11 protein-coding genes are annotated in these 16,517 nt (G+C 46.6%); 6 read left to right on the top strand and 5 right to left on the bottom strand.

The window, feature by feature from the left end; genetic code table 11:
- Nucleotides 1–183: 183 nt before the first annotated feature.
- Entirely contained in the window at nt 184–1,014 is an 831-nt protein-coding gene (gene fdhD, locus A4R26_RS07220; protein ID WP_081162886.1) for a formate dehydrogenase accessory sulfurtransferase FdhD, read from the bottom strand.
- Between the two features lie 348 nt (nt 1,015–1,362).
- On the opposite strand from fdhD, the gene A4R26_RS07210 reads away from it, so the two are divergent.
- The 3 genes from A4R26_RS07210 (at nt 1,363) to A4R26_RS07200 (ending at nt 5,763) form a co-directional block, all read left to right on the top strand.
- Complete coding sequence (locus A4R26_RS07210; RefSeq protein ID WP_081162878.1) at nt 1,363–2,904, top strand: alpha-N-arabinofuranosidase; 1,542 nt, start codon at nt 1,363–1,365, stop codon at nt 2,902–2,904.
- 164 nt (nt 2,905–3,068) lie between these two features.
- The gene (locus A4R26_RS07205) at nt 3,069–4,223 is read left to right on the top strand and encodes an aldose epimerase family protein (RefSeq protein WP_081162874.1); all 1,155 of its coding nucleotides are present in this window, start codon (nt 3,069–3,071) and stop codon (nt 4,221–4,223) included.
- 106 nt (nt 4,224–4,329) lie between these two features.
- The gene (locus A4R26_RS07200) at nt 4,330–5,763 is read left to right on the top strand and encodes an arabinose isomerase (RefSeq protein WP_081162871.1); all 1,434 of its coding nucleotides are present in this window, start codon (nt 4,330–4,332) and stop codon (nt 5,761–5,763) included.
- Nucleotides 5,764–5,990: 227 nt separating this feature from the next.
- Here the strand turns inward: A4R26_RS07200 and A4R26_RS07195 are convergent, their stop codons facing one another.
- From A4R26_RS07195 to A4R26_RS07185, 3 genes are all read right to left on the bottom strand, one after another.
- Entirely contained in the window at nt 5,991–8,171 is a 2,181-nt protein-coding gene (locus A4R26_RS07195) for an amylo-alpha-1,6-glucosidase (protein WP_081162866.1), read from the bottom strand.
- Nucleotides 8,172–8,195: 24 nt separating this feature from the next.
- A complete protein-coding gene (locus A4R26_RS07190; RefSeq protein WP_242674850.1) occupies nt 8,196–9,263 on the bottom strand; it encodes a glycosyltransferase family 4 protein in 1,068 nt (355 codons plus the stop codon).
- A 424-nt stretch (nt 9,264–9,687) separates the two neighbouring features.
- Nucleotides 9,688–10,563, bottom strand: a complete 876-nt coding sequence (locus A4R26_RS07185; protein ID WP_081162862.1) for an AraC family transcriptional regulator — start codon at nt 10,561–10,563, stop codon at nt 9,688–9,690.
- A 145-nt stretch (nt 10,564–10,708) separates the two neighbouring features.
- Between A4R26_RS07185 and A4R26_RS07180 the strand changes: the two genes are divergently transcribed.
- The gene (locus tag A4R26_RS07180) at nt 10,709–11,269 is read left to right on the top strand and encodes an RNA polymerase sigma-70 factor (RefSeq protein WP_081162857.1); all 561 of its coding nucleotides are present in this window, start codon (nt 10,709–10,711) and stop codon (nt 11,267–11,269) included.
- Nucleotides 11,270–11,377: 108 nt separating this feature from the next.
- Here A4R26_RS07180 and A4R26_RS07175 read toward each other — a convergent pair whose 3' ends face one another.
- Nucleotides 11,378–12,145 carry a DeoR/GlpR family DNA-binding transcription regulator gene (locus A4R26_RS07175; RefSeq protein ID WP_081162853.1) on the bottom strand — a complete coding sequence of 256 codons (768 nt, stop codon included), beginning with the start codon at nt 12,143–12,145 and terminating at the stop codon, nt 11,378–11,380.
- Between the two features lie 1,039 nt (nt 12,146–13,184).
- Between A4R26_RS07175 and A4R26_RS07170 the strand changes: the two genes are divergently transcribed.
- Nucleotides 13,185–14,726 carry a glycerol-3-phosphate dehydrogenase/oxidase gene (locus A4R26_RS07170; protein WP_242674849.1) on the top strand — a complete coding sequence of 514 codons (1,542 nt, stop codon included), beginning with the start codon at nt 13,185–13,187 and terminating at the stop codon, nt 14,724–14,726.
- A 310-nt stretch (nt 14,727–15,036) separates the two neighbouring features.
- The gene (locus tag A4R26_RS07165; protein WP_081162847.1) at nt 15,037–16,458 is read left to right on the top strand and encodes a calcineurin-like phosphoesterase C-terminal domain-containing protein; all 1,422 of its coding nucleotides are present in this window, start codon (nt 15,037–15,039) and stop codon (nt 16,456–16,458) included.
- Nucleotides 16,459–16,517: the final 59 nt, after the last annotated feature.

Genomic DNA, 16,517 nt, shown 5'->3' with positions numbered 1-16,517 from the left:
AACTAAAAGTTTTAAAACGAACCTGGTTTAGGTTCTTTCGATTTCGGGAATTTGGGATTTTGAGATTTCTTTCTGTGCAGCGTTAAAATAGACCCCGGGCATCTGGAATTACGCAATTTTAAGATGTATCGCAAGGTTTCAATTTGAACAAATCCCAAGGTCTCAAGATCTCAAAATCAGCAATTAAACTTTAACCCGGCCGGCCCCGCTATAAACATTAAACCTGTCATTCCGCAAAAAACCAATCAAAGTGATATCATATTCCGTTGCCAGTTGTACTGCGAGGCTCGAAGGAGCGCCTACCGCTGCTATAACACGAATTCCGGCCATTACGGCTTTTTGTATCAGTTCGAAACCGGCCCTTCCGCTCAAAAGCAAAATGTAGTGCTGTAAGGGCAACCACCTGTTTTGTAAGGCGGCGCCTATCACTTTATCCACCGCATTGTGCCGGCCAACATCTTCGCGCAGCAGGATGCAATTTCCCGCTATATCAAACAGGGCGGCGGCATGCAAACCACCGGTGCTTTCAAAAACCACCTGTTTTTGCTGAAGGCTGTTTTGCAAACCGTAAAATATTGTGGCAGGTACAACCAGTTCACCGGTTGGTTGCGTAAAAACCGGGGTAGTTCTGATGGCGTCGATGCCGGTTTTGCCGCATACGCCGCAGCTCGAGGTAGCATAGAAGTTCCGTTCGGCGTGTTGCAGTTGCGGAACCATTCCTTTTGCCAGGGTTACCAGCGTTGTATGCTGCTGCGGCAGTATATGTTGTATTTGATCAATATGTTGAATAATGCCTTCGGTAAAAAGAAAACCGGCGGCCAGTTCGGCATCATTCCCCGGGGTTCGCATGGTAACGGAGATGTTCTTTTGCACCGTGCTTGAGCGGTGACCGGCATCATCCTGCCATGCCAGTTGTATTTCAAGCGGTTCTTCCACGGCCAGTTCGTCATCCACTTCCGTTTGTGCGCCGGCATTGATCTTTTTTATTTTAATATAGGCTGTAGGGGAATGCATAGTGTAAAGTTACAAAAAGGGCTGCACAGGGCACGAGGCATTAAGGCATCGAGGCAACGAGTAGTGAAAAGAGGGCTGAAAATGCAACCCCTCGATGGCTGGTTGCCTCGTTCCCTTGTTGCCTTTTTATTAAAAATAATTAAACGTGTAATTGACATATATGTTGATTTTACTTAGCTTCACGCTGCCAAAGAACAAAGGATTGCTGCCGTTCCCACGAAATATTTCCGCCCCGGCGCCAGTCCGCTTTTTTAATAAAAATTAACGATTATCATGCTGCCCGAAATCAGCCTTTCTATAAACCACCGAATTGTTACATTTATTAATCATTCATCTTAAAGTTCTTACATGAAACGCTTTGCTTTGCTTTTTACCAGTTCAACGCTGATCGCTTTTAGCTCGCTTGCCCAAAACAACCTGACGTTTAATGTGGATGCTGCAAAAACCACTATCAGCCGTCAGATCTACGGTCATTTTGCCGAACATCTTGGCCATTGTGTATATGGCGGTTTTTATGTTGGTGAGGGCAACACGAAGATCCCCAACAGTAATGGGGTACGCAATGATGTTATAGATGCACTGAAAAAATTAAAGATCGCCAACCTGCGCTGGCCCGGCGGTTGTTTTGCCGATACCTATCACTGGAAAGATGGTATTGGTCCCAAGGACAAACGCCCATCGATGGTCAATACCTGGTGGGGCGGTGTTACGGAAGACAACAGTTTTGGTACGCACGATTTTCTGAATATGTGCGAACTTATCGGTACAGAACCTTACCTGGCGGGTAATGTTGGCAGTGGTACCGTACAGGAGCTCATCGACTGGGTACAATATGTAAGCTTTGAAGGCAAAAGCCCTATGTCGGACCTGCGGCGCCAGAACGGCCGTGAAAAGCCCTGGAGTGTAAAGTACTGGGGTGTTGGAAACGAAGCCTGGGGCTGCGGCGGTAATATGCAACCTGAATATTATGCCGACGTATACCGTAAATACGCAACCTTTATGACCGGCTGGTCGAACGATACAAAGATCTTCCGCATTGCTTCCGGCGCCAATTCAAGAGATTATAACTGGACGGAAGTGCTCATGAAAAATATACCGGGAAATATGCTCGGCGGCCTGGCATTGCACCACTATTCCGTTATCGACTGGAACAAAAAAGGCCCTGCTGTGGATTTCAGCGAGCAGCAGTATTTCAGCACCATGAAACAGGCGTTGTTCATGGATTCGCTGGTGATAAAACATTCGGCCATCATGGATAAATACGATCCGCAAAAACGCGTAGCCCTGGTAGTTGATGAGTGGGGTGGCTGGTACGATGTGGAGCCTGGTACCAATCCCGGTTTTCTGTATCAGCAAAACACCATGCGCGATGCCATGATCGCCGGCGCCACGCTCAATATCTTTCATAACCATGCCGACCGCGTTCGCATGGCCAACCTGGCGCAAACCATCAACGTTTTGCAGGCGGTTATCTTAACGAAGGAAGAAAAGATGATCCTTACGCCAACTTATCACGTGATGGAAATGTATAATGTGCACCAGGATGCTAAACTCATACCTTTAACTATCAAAAGCAACGACTATGTGTTCGGTAAGGAAAAATTACCGGCCATTTCGGCTTCGGCTTCCAAAGACTCGAACGGACTGGTGCATATTTCGCTGGTAAATATCGATGCAAAGAACACACAGGACATTGCGATCGATCTGCAGGGTGGAAATTTAAAGACCGTAAGCGGCCGTATACTGGCAAGTGCTAAACTGCAGGACTATAACAGCTTCGATACACCTGCTAAAATAAAACCTGCTCCCTTCCAGGGCGCTGCGCTTAAAGGAAAATCGCTCACTGTAAAGATGCCGCCGTTCTCGGTAGTGGTGCTGGAGTTAAAATAAATAGCTATAAGCCTTAAGCCATGAGCTGTCCCGATAACGTTAAGTTAAAGCCTGTATTTGCTTACAGCTTACCGCTTAAAGCTTACCGCTGATTTCAAGAATTATCCGGATATTTGACAAATTTTCAAATAAACTATTTGTAAAACTCATTAAAGGATTACCACATGAACAGATTGATTTGCCACGCCGCCATGCTGACCCTTATCACCGGCATGGTTGCATGCGGAGGCGAAACCAAACAACCTTCACAAGAAAATTCCGAAACAATGATCAAAGCAGGCGTAACTTCAAAAGATTGGGGTGAAACAGATGGAAAAAAAGTGCAGTTGTTTACCCTTACCAATAAGAACGGTGTAACAGCAGGTATAACCAACTATGGCGGTATCGTTACCTCATGGGTTACGCCCGATAAAAATGGAAATAGGTCAAGCGTGGTAGTAGGTATGGAATCATTGGATGAGTACCTGAAGAAACCACCTTATTTCGGCGCTATCATTGGCCGTTATGGCAACCGCATTGGCGATGCTAAATTCAAACTCGATGGCAAAACCTATACGCTGGCTGCCAACAACGGAAAGAATAACCTGCACGGCGGTAACAAAGGTTTCGATAAAGTGGTATGGGATGCAACCCCTGCTGCCGACAGCACGCCTTCACTTACCCTTAGTTATCTGAGCAAAGACGGTGAAGAAGGTTTTCCCGGAAACCTGAAAGTAACGGTAGTGTATACTTTAACGGATGCAGATGAACTGAACATCGAATATACAGCCGAAACCGATAAAGCTACCCCGGTTAACTTAACCAATCATAGCTATTTCAACCTTACGGGCAGCACCGAGAATACAATTTTGAATCACACCCTGCAAATAGCTGCCGATCATTTTACGCCGGTTGATACAACACTTATTCCAACCGGTGAGATCAAAGCGGTGAAAGGCACGGTATTCGATTTTACTACGCCGCATGTCATAGGCGCCCGTATAGATTCGGTACCTGGCGCTGCTCCCGGCGGCTACGATCATAACTGGGTATTGAACCGTACCGACAGCAGTTTGCAACTGGTGGCTACCTTGTCTGATACTACCAGCGGCCGTAAACTCGAAGTGTACACTACAGAGCCTGGCATCCAGTTCTATAGCGGTAACTTCCTCGATGGTACATTCAGCAGCGGCGGCAAACCGGTGAAATTCCGTACGGCGTTGTGTCTCGAAACACAACACTTCCCCGATTCACCGAACAAGCCGAAGTTCCCTTCTACCATTTTGAAACCCGGCGAAAAATACCATACTGTTACAAAGTATAAAGTTTCGTTGCAGTAAGTTGATACAATATCGTATAGGTGTGGCACACTTTCAAAGTGTGCCACACCTTTTTTATTGTAGACCTGCACTGGTGGTTCTCTCCCTATTCTTCGTATTGTATAATATGAAGCATACGCCTGCATTTAAAATTGGTTTGTTCGGGGTTGGACTGGATACTTACTGGCAGCAATTCGAAGGTTTGAAAGAGCGCCTTGAAGGTTACCTCGGTGAAGTACATATACGCATTGCCACATTGCACCCCGGCATTGTAAACGCCGGTCTCGTCGATACCGCCGATAAAGCGTTTGCCGCCGGCCATCGCTTCCGCACCGAAGGAGTGAACATCATCTTTCTCTACGTTACTACCTATGCATTGTCGTCGACGGTATTGCCTGTAGTGCAACAGGCTAAAGTGCCGGTGATCGTACTGAACTTGTCGCCTGAAGCGGCTATCGATTATACAGCCTTCAACAAAATGAACGACCGTACCCGCATGACGGGTGAATGGCTGGCATATTGTTCCGCCTGCCCGGTGCCAGAAATAGCGAACGTGTTCCTGCGAACCGGTATACAGTTTTACCAGGTAACCGGTATGTTGTACAACGATGTTGAATGCTGGCAAGAAATTATGGAATGGGTAGAAGCCGCTAAAGTGGCCCACATAATGGCATATAACCGCCTCGGCTGTATGGGGCATTATTACAGCGGCATGCTTGATATTTATTCAGACCTCACGCAGCAGTACCGTTTCTTTGGCGGACATATAGAACTGATTGAAGTAGATGAACTGGCTGCCTTACGTCGTGAGGTAACACCTGAAGAGATTGAAGCCCGTGTGCAGTTGTTTCGCTCGAAATTTGACGTGCAGGCTGATTGTTCCGAAGCGGAGTTGCAGCGCGCCGCGTGCACTTCCGTGGCGCTCGACCGGTTAACCGACCGGTACCAGTTGGGTTCTATGGCTTACTATTATAAAGGCACGGGTAACGCCGATAATGAAGATACTATCAGTTCTATCATACTTGGTAATTCGCTGCTTACCGCCCGCGGAATTCCGGTGGCGGGGGAGTATGAGATCAAAAATGCACAGGCCATGAAGATCATGGACAGCTTTGGCGCCGGCGGTTCCTTTACGGAATATTACGCCATGGACTTTAATGACGATGTTGTATTGATGGGTCACGACGGCCCGGGCCATATAGCCATTGCAGAAGGGAAAACCAAAGTGCGTCCCCTGTATGTGTATCATGGCAAAGTAGGACGCGGGCTTTCGGTTGAAATGTCGGTAAAGAACGGACCGGTAACTTTATTGTCGGTTGTGCAGCAGGGAAATGGTAAGTTGATGTTATTGACTGCCGAAGCCGGCTCCGTACCTGGCCCGGTCCTGGAGATCGGTAATACCAACAGCCGGTATAAATTCTCCATCGGCGCCCGCCGTTTTGTGAATGACTGGAACAGCCACGGCCCGGCGCATCATTGCGCGGTAGGGGTAGGGCATATTGTATCGAAGATCAGAAAACTTGGTTTGTTATTGGGAATGGAGGTGGTACAGGTTTGTTGATAGGAATGACAACTTTTTTTTATTTTTCCTTTGGGACCTTCGCTGAAAAATTCATAATAATATATTTCAGGTATTCTAATGAACGTATATCTCTCCTGATTCATAGTCAATAAAAATACCTTTACAAAATGTAGCTGAATGACTCCGTTATATTAAGTTGAATAAAATAAATTTTTTCATTAAAGACTTTTATTGTTTGAGGTTAGTTCAAAAAAGCCTCTTTAAATTTATTTTATCGCCACAATCTCCCAGCCTGCCGGTTTCTTAACCACCTGTATTCCCAGGTCATGCTCATGCCTGATAAAATCGAGTTCAAATACCTCGTTGGCAAAGCGCAGGTTCGAGATCCGGATATGTTTTATATAGTCGGGCAACATGGGTTTGTAGAGTTCAAGCTTTTTATTATGGGCGTCGAACGTAATGCGCAGGCAGGCCTGTAATAACAGGAACACCGCGGCTACCGACCATGCCTGTGGCGAGCAGGCAACCGGATAAGCCGTTGGTGATTCGCCCCGTCGGGAGGCGAACCCGCAGAATAATTCAGGCAGCCGTTGCTGTTCTATGAACAGCGAGGCATCGAACAAACCCTGCATAATGCGGAGCGCAGGTTGCATCAGTCCGTAACGCGCCAGTCCGTAAGCGCCAATAGCCGTATCATGCGGCCATACCGAACCGTTATGGTACGACATCGGGTTGTACCGCGCCTCCTTCGACGACAGGGTTCTTATGCCCCAGCCGGTGAACATATCATCGCGCATCAAAACGTGAGCGGTTTTCATGGCTCGCTCCGGTGTCACTATACCTGAATACAATAAGTGACCGACATTCGACGATACCACGCGGCAGGGTTTTTTATTGCCATCCAGCGCAAGAATATAAGTTCCCAATGCTTCATCCCAGAACACCTCGTTGAATTTTTGTTTCATTCCTGCCGCTTCCGTTTTCAAGTGTTCAGCCATGTCGTAATGGCCTAACCTGTGGGCAATGTAGGCGGCTTCTTTTTTCGCATCATATACATAACCCTGCACTTCGCATAAAGCGATGGGAAAACTGGCAAGGTCGCCGTTCTCATGCGAAATGGAATCATGCGAATCTTTCCAGCCCTGGTTGGCGAGCCCGCTTTCCGCTTTGCGCTCGTATTCAACAAAACCATCGCCATCCATATCGCCAAACGAGCGGATCCATTCCAGCGCCAGTAGGATATTGTCCCAGATATTTTTGATGGTAGCCAGGTCGTCGGTCCTTTTCAGGTAATGGCCGGCCAGTACAATAAACAAAGGCGTTGTATCGATGCTGCCATAGTACAGTTTAAAAGGGATTTCGGCGGTTTCGGCCATTTCACCCGAACGGATCTCATGTAAGATCTTTCCCGGTTCGGCATCCTGGAGTGGTTTGTGATCAGTGGCCTGCCGGTTCGCCTGGTATAACAAAACGCCTTTGGCAATATCAGGCGCTACCCATAATGTTTCAAGCGCTGTAAATGTGCCGTCGCGGCCAAACACGGTATTGTACCAGGGAACGCCCGCATAAGGATAGCTGCCGTACGGTGTTTGCACCAGCAGCGATAACAGGTCGTTTTTCGACCGGTTGATCCAGTTATTGAACTGTTCATTGTCGGTAAAGATATCCGCGATCATTTCGCGGCTTTTCTCCATACCGGTTTTGATCTTGTTGAAAGCTTCTGAATACGATTCGAACTTCACCGGTTCGGTTTGAACTGAAAAAACCGAGGTGCAGTTGATGGTATACGTTTTCTGCGGTGCGATCTTTATTTTATAATTTACTTTGTTCTCTTTTATGAAAGCGGGTGTGGGATCGAAATGCAGGTTGGTCTGCCGTTCAATGTCATCGAGCCCTTTATAGGAAAGCACTACATTATTCTTTGCAGCGATCACCGGGATCTGTTGTTTGCCGCGTTGTTTTCTTTCCATGCCCCGTACTTCGAAAATATCCCTGAAGTCAGCATCGAAGGTGATCTCCAGTTCGGTTTCATAAGTATCAGAACCGTAATTGTACAGAACGATCATTTCATGGCAGGCGCCATCCTGTAAGAATTTGCTGCGCGAAATATGCAGGGTGCCTTTGGGAATGACTATATCTTCTTCATTGCTGATATCGGGATTGGTAAGGTCAACCGACAGCATCTCGTTCTCGTTCTTGATATTCGAGCTCAGCAGCATGGGCCGGTAATGGTTTATTTCCAGTTCCATATCGCTGAGGAAGCGCGTTCCCTGGTGATAAATACCCTGCACGCAGGTACCGAACTGTTTTATATCGCCCCAGCGGTCGAATATGCCAAATGTATCGCCATAGTTCAATGTAAGTACACGATCATCGGCATAGGAAGAAGAGGCGAGAATGTAGTACTTGTCATCATGGAGTTTAACCAGGGTGTCATGCTTTTTCATATATCGGAATTTTTGTACCGGATACTATTTTCTATAGGCTGGTGTTAAATAGAATTTTCTTTGTGGTTGCTTTAGTAACAATCTTTCGTATTGGCGTATATAATTTGTACCCATTACAAGATCGCTGAACCGCTTTTCGAATGTAGCGCGGCATTCTTCGCGGCTTATTAAATGAATGTTTTGCAGGGCTTCTACCGCTTTGTCCAAACTGTTCACAACAAAACCCGTTTTGCCATGTTCAATGATCTCGGGCACCGATCCATGCGCGTACGCAACGATGGGTGTGCCGCAGGCCATCGCTTCTATCAGCACCATCCCGAATGGTTCGGGCCAGTCGATGGGGAACAACAATGCTTTGGCATTTGCCAGCAGGGGGCCTTTTTCCGCTTCACCGATTTCATTCAGGTATTCAACATGCGGCTGATCGAGCAGATGGCGGATCTCTTTTTCAAAATAACGTTCGTCGGCTTTATCAACTTTGGCGGCGATCTTTATTTTTATTCCGGCGCGCCCTGCTATCTCGATGGCCCTGTCGGCCCGTTTTTCAGGGGAGAACCGGCCAAGGAATACAACATATTCTCCTTCACCATTTCCCGGTTGATAAAGATCAAGAGGAAGCCCGTGATAAACGGTAGCGGCCCAATTGGCCATAGGTAAAGGTTTACGTTGTGCGTTGGAAATGGAGATCACCGGCACTTCGTTGAATTTTTTATAAAGGGGTTTTAATTCCGGGATATCCAGCCGCCCGTGCAGGGTGGTCAATGTTTTTTTAGTGCACAATCGCGAAACGGGGAAATGTAAATAGTCGGTATGAAAATGAAGCAGGTCAAATTCATCCGAGCGGTCCATTACCTCCTGCAATTGTAGAATATGGCCGGCCATCTGATCAACACAATTGCTCAATCGTAATGCGGTTGGTGTAACAGAAACCAGGCGGGCCTTTGTAATGGAGTCGCCTGAAGCAAACAATGTTACGTCATTTCCCATTTTAACCAATGCATCGGTAAGATAGGCCACTACGCGTTCTGTACCGCCATAAAATTTTGGCGGAACCGATTCATAAAGTGGAGCTATTTGCGCAATTCTCAACATAACCAATATTTTCTGTTTACTGATTCGTTTAAAATTCCATGTAGCTGGCTATAGTTAGGGATGTGAGGCAAGAGTGAGGAAAAAATGCGTCAGGCGGTTTATAGCGTATGAAATACAACATAATCGCGCTCCTGTTTTTGGTATACTGCTTTCAAATTGAAAGGTTCTTGTTGGCAGGCTATACAGGATTACGCAATTCGAATGCCAGGGGGTGGTAATGTGATAATGGGATAATGGGATAATTTGACAATGGGGATTATGGGATAATGAGAAGAACGGATGATCAGATAATGGTAGAACGTTGTTGTTATTTTTCTTGTTGGTGAATGGTCAATGGTCAATGGTGAATCGCAAATGGTGAATGGTGAATAAATGGTGAATGGTCAATCTGTATTTCTGTATTCATTATCCCATTATCGAATTATCAAATTTTTTTCCCCCTGAATGCTCCCGGTGTTAAACCAACCTTTTCCTTAAACAATCTGGAGAAATAGAAATTGCTTTCGAAGTTTAATTCAAAGGCGATCTCCTTCACAGATTTATTGGTGTTGGTAAGCAGTTCTTTTGCTTTATGTATTTTCAGCTGGATCTGAAATTGTCTCGGTGCGAGGCCGGTATATTCTTTAAATATTTTCCTGAACCGCGAGTAACTGATCTGTAATTCCTGTGCCACATCTTCAGGTGAAATGCGTTTATCGAGATGGGAGCGGAATAGTAAACGCGCTTTATTCACGATGGCATCGATATCCTGTCCGCCGAATTTTTCCTGTTGTGAAAGTGAATAAATATAACCAAGCAGGTGCAGTACCGTACCTGCGATCAGCGGCTGGTAACCGGCTTTTTCTTCTTTCGTTTTGTCGATGATCTCTTCAAACAAATGCAGCAGCGGTTCGTGGTAGCCTACAGGGATGACCGGGCTTGCAGGGGTAAAGAACTTTTTACTGAGCAAATTGTCAATGATGTTGCCATTGAAGCCTACCCAGAATTCATCCCAGCCTGTTTGATTATCGGGTTTATAGCGGTGCCGTTCATCAGGAAATAAAAAGATAATGGAGCCTGCAGAAATGGTTTGTGATCCGCCGTTTTTCGACTCAAAAATACCGCCGCCTTTTGTGATATAGACAACCTGGTATTCGTGCAGTATGCGTCCTTTCTCCCAGTTGAAATAATGATGTCCGGGGTGCGAAGTGTAAGGGTAGGGTGAGCCGGCAGCAATATGGGTACAGCCGGTATTTAGTACACTCAGTCCCCAGCTTTCATCAGCTTCGCTCACCGGCAGGTATTTGTAAAAGTTCACCATATGCTGCATTTAATATCAAAAAGTACAACGCAAATATCAAATCAGGTAATTAGCCGGCGCAATAATAGCGATAATTTTAATGGGCACAATGGAACCTGTTATTGGTCAACATGCACGGTGATAAAACGATTGTAAACCATTTGATATGAATCTGAACACCTCAGACAGCTGCCTCATCGAGCTATGGCGTGGCGGTAATGAAAAGGCCTATCGCGTTCTGTTCGACAGGTATTTTTATAAACTGTATAATTATACTTTGAAGCAGATCTGCGACAAAAACGTATCGGAAGAGATAGTGATGGACGTTATGCTGGCTGTGTGGCAAAAGAAAGATATGCTGAACAGTGATCTGTCGTTATCGGCGTATTTGTACCGTTCGGTCAGGAACCGGCTGATAGATCATTTGCGTAAACAACACCGCGCGGGCGCGGTGCCAATCGTTTCGCTCGACCACGCCGCTGTTGAACCGCCTTCTTCATTTGTTACCGACAGCCGGTTACTGCATAAAGAACTGGAAGGATTATATCGCACGTCGTTGAACAGGCTGCCGCCGCAAAAAAAACGCATCTTTACCATGAGCAGGGAAGAGGGAAATTCTTACAAAGAGATTGCAGACAGGTTGCAGTTATCGAAAAATACGGTGGAGAATCATATGGTAGCGGCGTTAAGAATAATGAAAGACCGTATCAATGTGCTGATGTGCTGATTAGCTAATGTGCTAATTCTTCAATAGCAGTAGTTATTATTATTTGCTAAGCTCATACGAAACATTCCGGATGCTATTCATTATCGAATTATCACATTATCAAATAAGCTAATTAACTATCGTCACTTCAATCCCCCTGCTCTCCATCTGGTTCACATAATGCTCCGATATGCCGCTGTCGGTGATCACCTGGTCTATTTCTTCTAATCCGCAAATACGGCCGAAACCTCGTTTACCGAATTTGGTAGAGTCGGAGAGCACGATCACTTTTTGCGAAACCTCTATCATCTGGCGGTTGAGGTGCGCTTCCATTACGCTGGTAGTAGTGAGGCCGAATTCAAGATCGATGCCATCTACCCCTAAAAACAGTTTACTGCAAAAGAAATCGGTGAGTATTTTTTGTGCGTATGGTCCGGTTACCGAAGAAGAGCTCTTACGCAGAATACCACCCAACTGCATGATCTCTATATCAGGGTGTTTTATCAGTTCCTGCGCCACCTGTAAGGAGGCGGTGATAACCGTAAGGTTCATTTTCGGCGGCATGTTCTTTGCCAGTGCCAGCACGGTGGTGCCCGAAGCGATGATGATGCTGTCATTATCGGCAATCAGCTGAGCCGCGGTAGCACCGATCTTCATTTTTTCGCCCGACTGCAATTTCTCCTTTTCATTTACCGGCCGGTCAACCGTATACGGGTTATTAATGGTGGCGCCACCGTGTGTACGAAATAAAAGATTTTTATCCTCCAGCAGTTTCAGATCCTTTCGAATGGTGACGGAAGAAACATCCAGTTCCTTGCAAAGTTCGAGTACGTTAACGAAGCTTTCCTTCGTGAGTTTATTGAGAATAAATTGATGGCGTTCGGTTTGTGAGATCATAATTGGCAAACAAATTAAATGAATATTGGCAGATGCACACAAGCCCAACATGTTTTCTTACAACCGGTTATCTGCAACCAGTCAAAGATCATTAAAATTTCTGCTTTGGCAAATCGCGGTATTTAAGTTTTACCCGAACCTGTTACTGTCAACCCGTTCTCCGGGTCTTCTCGGGACGGAGCCTGGGCATATTTGGAACGGCTTCGCAAAAGTGCTTCGCAAATTTGCGAAGAAACCTGGGAGCCGTATAAGAGAAGTTGCGAAGCATTTGCGAACAAAACCCCGCAATGACCTTATTTTCAATGGAATGTACAATTGTTTACCTGTTTTCTTTTATTTAGTTTGCTTATAACTTATTGAAGATGTGCTATTTGTGTAACGATAAATAGCCAATCCATGTGTCAGCCATGTAGCGCAATTGTACCGGAATGGTACCAAACTGGTAGGGTAGTGGTAGGGTAGTGGTAGAGTAATGGCCTGGGTATTGCCTGAGAATTGCCTGGAAACCCTACAGGTACTCAGGTGCGCAAGGCAATACCCAGAACTATCAGAGAACTATCAGAGAACTATCAGAGAACTATCAGAGAACTATCAGAGAACTATCAGACAACTGGGAGAGCATTCCCATACAATTTCCCCCACACCGGATCATGACTCCAGCAAGCCCCTGTAATTCCCCTAATTCGCCTTTTTCATCGTAAAGGCCTTCAAGGCTGCCTGCGATCCTTTTTAATGGAACCTGGCGCTTTTAAAGCGGAATCAGGGTAATTTATCGCCGGCTCTGGTACTTTCTTTATGCTGCGAGCGTCAATAGAATGAACTGAATGCCTGATGTTCAGCTTCCGAAGCTGTGGGTTTCCCGGAATATGGCACCGAAAAAGTGCCGTGAGAATAGTGTTAATGAGGTTTTGCAAGGTTTCGAAGTGTTTTAATTTATGGTTTCAAATTGTTTCGTTAATATTGCTGTGGAAACAAATTGAAATAAAACGAAAGTGTTCGATACAGAATGGAAGCTGGAAGCATACAAAGTCGTAATGCCTTGATTCACAGGCTAAACGCTCAAAAAGAATGGGATCTTATAGTCATTGGCGGCGGAGCAACCGGTTTGGGCATCGCCCTTGAATCGGTAAGCCGCGGATACAGCGTGTTGCTGATCGAGCAGGCCGATTTTGCCAAGGGCACTTCCAGCCGCAGCACCAAACTCGTACACGGCGGCGTACGGTACCTGGCCCAGGGCGATATTCAACTAGTTCGCGAAGCCAGCATCGAACGCGGACTGCTTTGGCGCAATGCCCCGCACCTCGTAAAAAACCAGACTTTCATTATTCCTGTGTACACCTGGTGGGACCGGCTTAAATACACCATCGGGCTTAAATTATACGACTGGATCTCGGGCCGCTTGAGCCTCGGTTCTTCCGTTTTCATTTCCCGGTCAAAAGCGCTGCAGAAATTACCTAACATCAAAGCCGACGGACTGGTAGGCGGTGTGTTGTACCACGACGGGCAATTCGACGACTCGCGCCTGGCCATCAACCTGGTGCAAACGATCATCGAACAGGGCGGCGTTGCGTTGAACTATATGAAGGTGACCGGCCTGGCAAAAGACGATGGCCGGCATATTTCGGGTGTACAGCTACGCGATGTTGAAACCAATACAGCTTATTTCTGCAAAGCAAAAGCGGTGATCAACGCCACCGGGGTGTTTGTCGATGAGATCCTTCAAATGGATAACCCCACAGGTACAAAAAGTATTACTGCCAGCCAGGGCGTGCACCTGGTGCTCGATAAAAAATTCTATCCCTCCGGCGATGCGCTGATGATCCCTGCTACCAGTGATGGCCGGGTATTGTTTGCCGTGCCCTGGCATAATAAAGTGGTGGTTGGAACCACCGATACGCCGGTTAGCGAAGCATCGCTTGAACCGCAGGCGCTCGAAAAAGAAATTGCATTTATTCTGGAAAATGCCTCGCGCTATTTTGTACAGCAGCCAAAACGAAGCGACGTGCTGAGTGTATTTGCAGGGTTACGTCCGCTCGCCGCGCCGCAAAAAGACAACCAGAAAACAAAAGAGATCTCGCGCAGCCATAAGATCATGGTAACGCCTTCGCATCTCTTCACCATCCTCGGCGGTAAATGGACCACCTACCGCAAAATGGGTGAAGATATGGTTGACCGCGTTGAAAAAGAATTGCAATGGCCGCATAAAAAAACGGCTACCCGCCATTTGCCCATTCACGGTTCCATTGCAAATGTCGACCTGGGCGATCCCCTGTATTTTTATGGCAGCGACAGCAAACAGGTGAAGGCCCTGATGAACGGTCATTCGCACGAATGGCTTAGTAAAAGTTTGCAGATCCACGAAGCGCAGGTGATCTGGGCGGTGCAGCATGAAATGGCGCGCACGGTGGAAGATGTTTTGTCGCGTAGAACACGCGCCCTGTTGCTCGATGCAAAAGAAAGCATTCGCATGGCGGAACCGGTGGCCATCATTATGGCGAAAGAATTACAGAAAGACGAAAGTTGGATAAAGGAGCAGGTATCTTCGTTTATAAAGTTGGCTGAAGGGTATGTGTTGAGGTAGAAGGCAGCTGTAAGCTCCGGGCTGTAAGCCAAAAGCGAATGCAAATACAGCTGCAAGCTGCACGCAATACAGGCTAAGCTGAAGCTGAAAGTCTAAAGCGAAAAGATAAAGGCAGCGCCCAAGGTGTTTTACGTTTCACTATCAGCGCAATCGTTTGTGTTGTATGTTTAGTGCAACCCTTGCAACCGGATTTTAAAGTCCTTCGTCTCTGATACCGAAAAAAGTAATTAACTATAAACAGCAAACCGCGCATTGTATTTGGCTTGAAGCGTGTGGCTTGTAGCGTGCAGCTGTATTCTAAATCTGTATAATGAAAAGACGCAAATTCATTGCCTCGCTTGGTTGGCTGACTGCAGGATGGGCATTATCGCCAGTTGTATCCGCTGCAAAAACTATCGCACCCCTTGAAAAGAAAATAAAAGGAACGGTGCTCGCAAAAGGAAAAGGGCTCAAAGATGTTGTGGTGAGCGATGGCTTTTCCGTAGTGCAAACCGATAGAGCCGGAAAATACGAACTTGAACTACATCCCAATGCCGTAGCCGTTTTCGTTTCTACCCCCGCCGGTTATGCGTTCAATCATGAAAAAGGGCTTTCACGCCATTACCGCCTCGTACAGGATATTACCAAGCGCAGGGGTATCGACTTTGAACTGGAACCGCTCACAGTCGACGATACCAATCACCAGTTCATTATCTGGGCCGATCCACAGGTAAAAAGTGTAAAAGATGTGAACCGCATGATGGCAGAGTCGGTGCCCGATGTACAAAAATTCGTACAGGCCGCCAATGGTGCCCTGCTGCATGGTATAACTGTTGGCGATATTGTATGGGATAATCATTCCCTGTTCCCCAGTTATAATGCCGCCGTTGAAAAAATGGGTATTCCCTTTTTCCAGTGTATCGGTAACCACGATATGGATTATAACAAAGGCGGAGATAATGTGTCTGACGATACTTTTCAGCAGCATTATGGTCCCACCTGGTACTCGTTCAACCGCGGTAAAGTGCATTACGTAGTGCTCGACGATGTACGTTATCTTGGCAAGGACCGTGAATACGATGGGTATATTTCGGAAGAACAACTGGAGTGGCTGCAGAAAGATCTGGCATTGGTGCCCCATGACAACCTGGTGATCGTTTGTTTGCATATTCCGGTGCACAACGACGTAAAGAACAATGATGCGTTGTATGCCATCCTCAAAGGCCGCAACGTACATATCATGTCGGGCCATACACATTACCATCGCAATGTGATAAAACACGATATATTTGAACATAACCATGGCACGGTTTGCGGTGCCTGGTGGACAGGCCCTATCTGTGGTGACGGCACTCCCTCGGGTTATGGTGTATACTCGGTAAAAGGCACTGAGTTGAGCTGGTATTACCAGTCGACCGGTAAAGAAGCCGGCCATCAGGTGAGCATGCACGTGCAGGACAATGATGCCGCCACCAAAAAGCTGCAGGTGAATGTATGGAACTACGATCCGGCCTGGAAAGTGGAGTGCTGGGTAGATGGCGTTAAACACGATGCCCTGAAACAGGAGCGGGGTTTCGATGCTTTGGCGGTAGCCCTGTATGAAGGACCGCAATTGCCCAAACCACGCGGTTTTGCCGAGCCCAAGAAAACAGATCATTTGTTCAATGCAGTTATACCCGCCACGGCGAAGCAGGTGAAGGTGGTGGCGACTGACAGGTTTGGGCAGGTTTATTCTTCGGAGTATAATGCTTAATTGGTATATAAAGAGAATGAAGTAAGAAGACGTCTGAAAACGAAATACAATAAGGATAA

The sequence above is a fragment of the Niastella populi genome (genome assembly GCF_002078015.1).
Lineage (GTDB): Bacteria > Bacteroidota > Bacteroidia > Chitinophagales > Chitinophagaceae > Niastella > Niastella populi.
Note: the sequence above shows the minus strand (reverse complement) of the source record. Positions and strands in the feature narration are given on the sequence as shown.

What these genes read in the sequence shown, in the direction of transcription:
- A4R26_RS07195 (WP_081162866.1), bottom strand. Translation starts at nt 8,171, where the DNA reads ATGAAAAAGCATGACACCCTGGTTAAACTCCATGATGACAAGTACTAC.
- fdhD (WP_081162886.1), bottom strand. Translation starts at nt 1,014, where the DNA reads ATGCATTCCCCTACAGCCTATATTAAAATAAAAAAGATCAATGCCGGC.
- A4R26_RS07180 (WP_081162857.1), top strand. Translation starts at nt 10,709, where the DNA reads ATGAATCTGAACACCTCAGACAGCTGCCTCATCGAGCTATGGCGTGGC.
- A4R26_RS07200 (WP_081162871.1), top strand. Translation starts at nt 4,330, where the DNA reads ATGAAGCATACGCCTGCATTTAAAATTGGTTTGTTCGGGGTTGGACTG.
- A4R26_RS07190 (WP_242674850.1), bottom strand. Translation starts at nt 9,263, where the DNA reads ATGTTGAGAATTGCGCAAATAGCTCCACTTTATGAATCGGTTCCGCCA.
- A4R26_RS07175 (WP_081162853.1), bottom strand. Translation starts at nt 12,145, where the DNA reads ATGATCTCACAAACCGAACGCCATCAATTTATTCTCAATAAACTCACG.
- A4R26_RS07185 (WP_081162862.1), bottom strand. Translation starts at nt 10,563, where the DNA reads ATGGTGAACTTTTACAAATACCTGCCGGTGAGCGAAGCTGATGAAAGC.
- A4R26_RS07210 (WP_081162878.1), top strand. Translation starts at nt 1,363, where the DNA reads ATGAAACGCTTTGCTTTGCTTTTTACCAGTTCAACGCTGATCGCTTTT.
- A4R26_RS07165 (WP_081162847.1), top strand. Translation starts at nt 15,037, where the DNA reads ATGAAAAGACGCAAATTCATTGCCTCGCTTGGTTGGCTGACTGCAGGA.
- A4R26_RS07205 (WP_081162874.1), top strand. Translation starts at nt 3,069, where the DNA reads ATGAACAGATTGATTTGCCACGCCGCCATGCTGACCCTTATCACCGGC.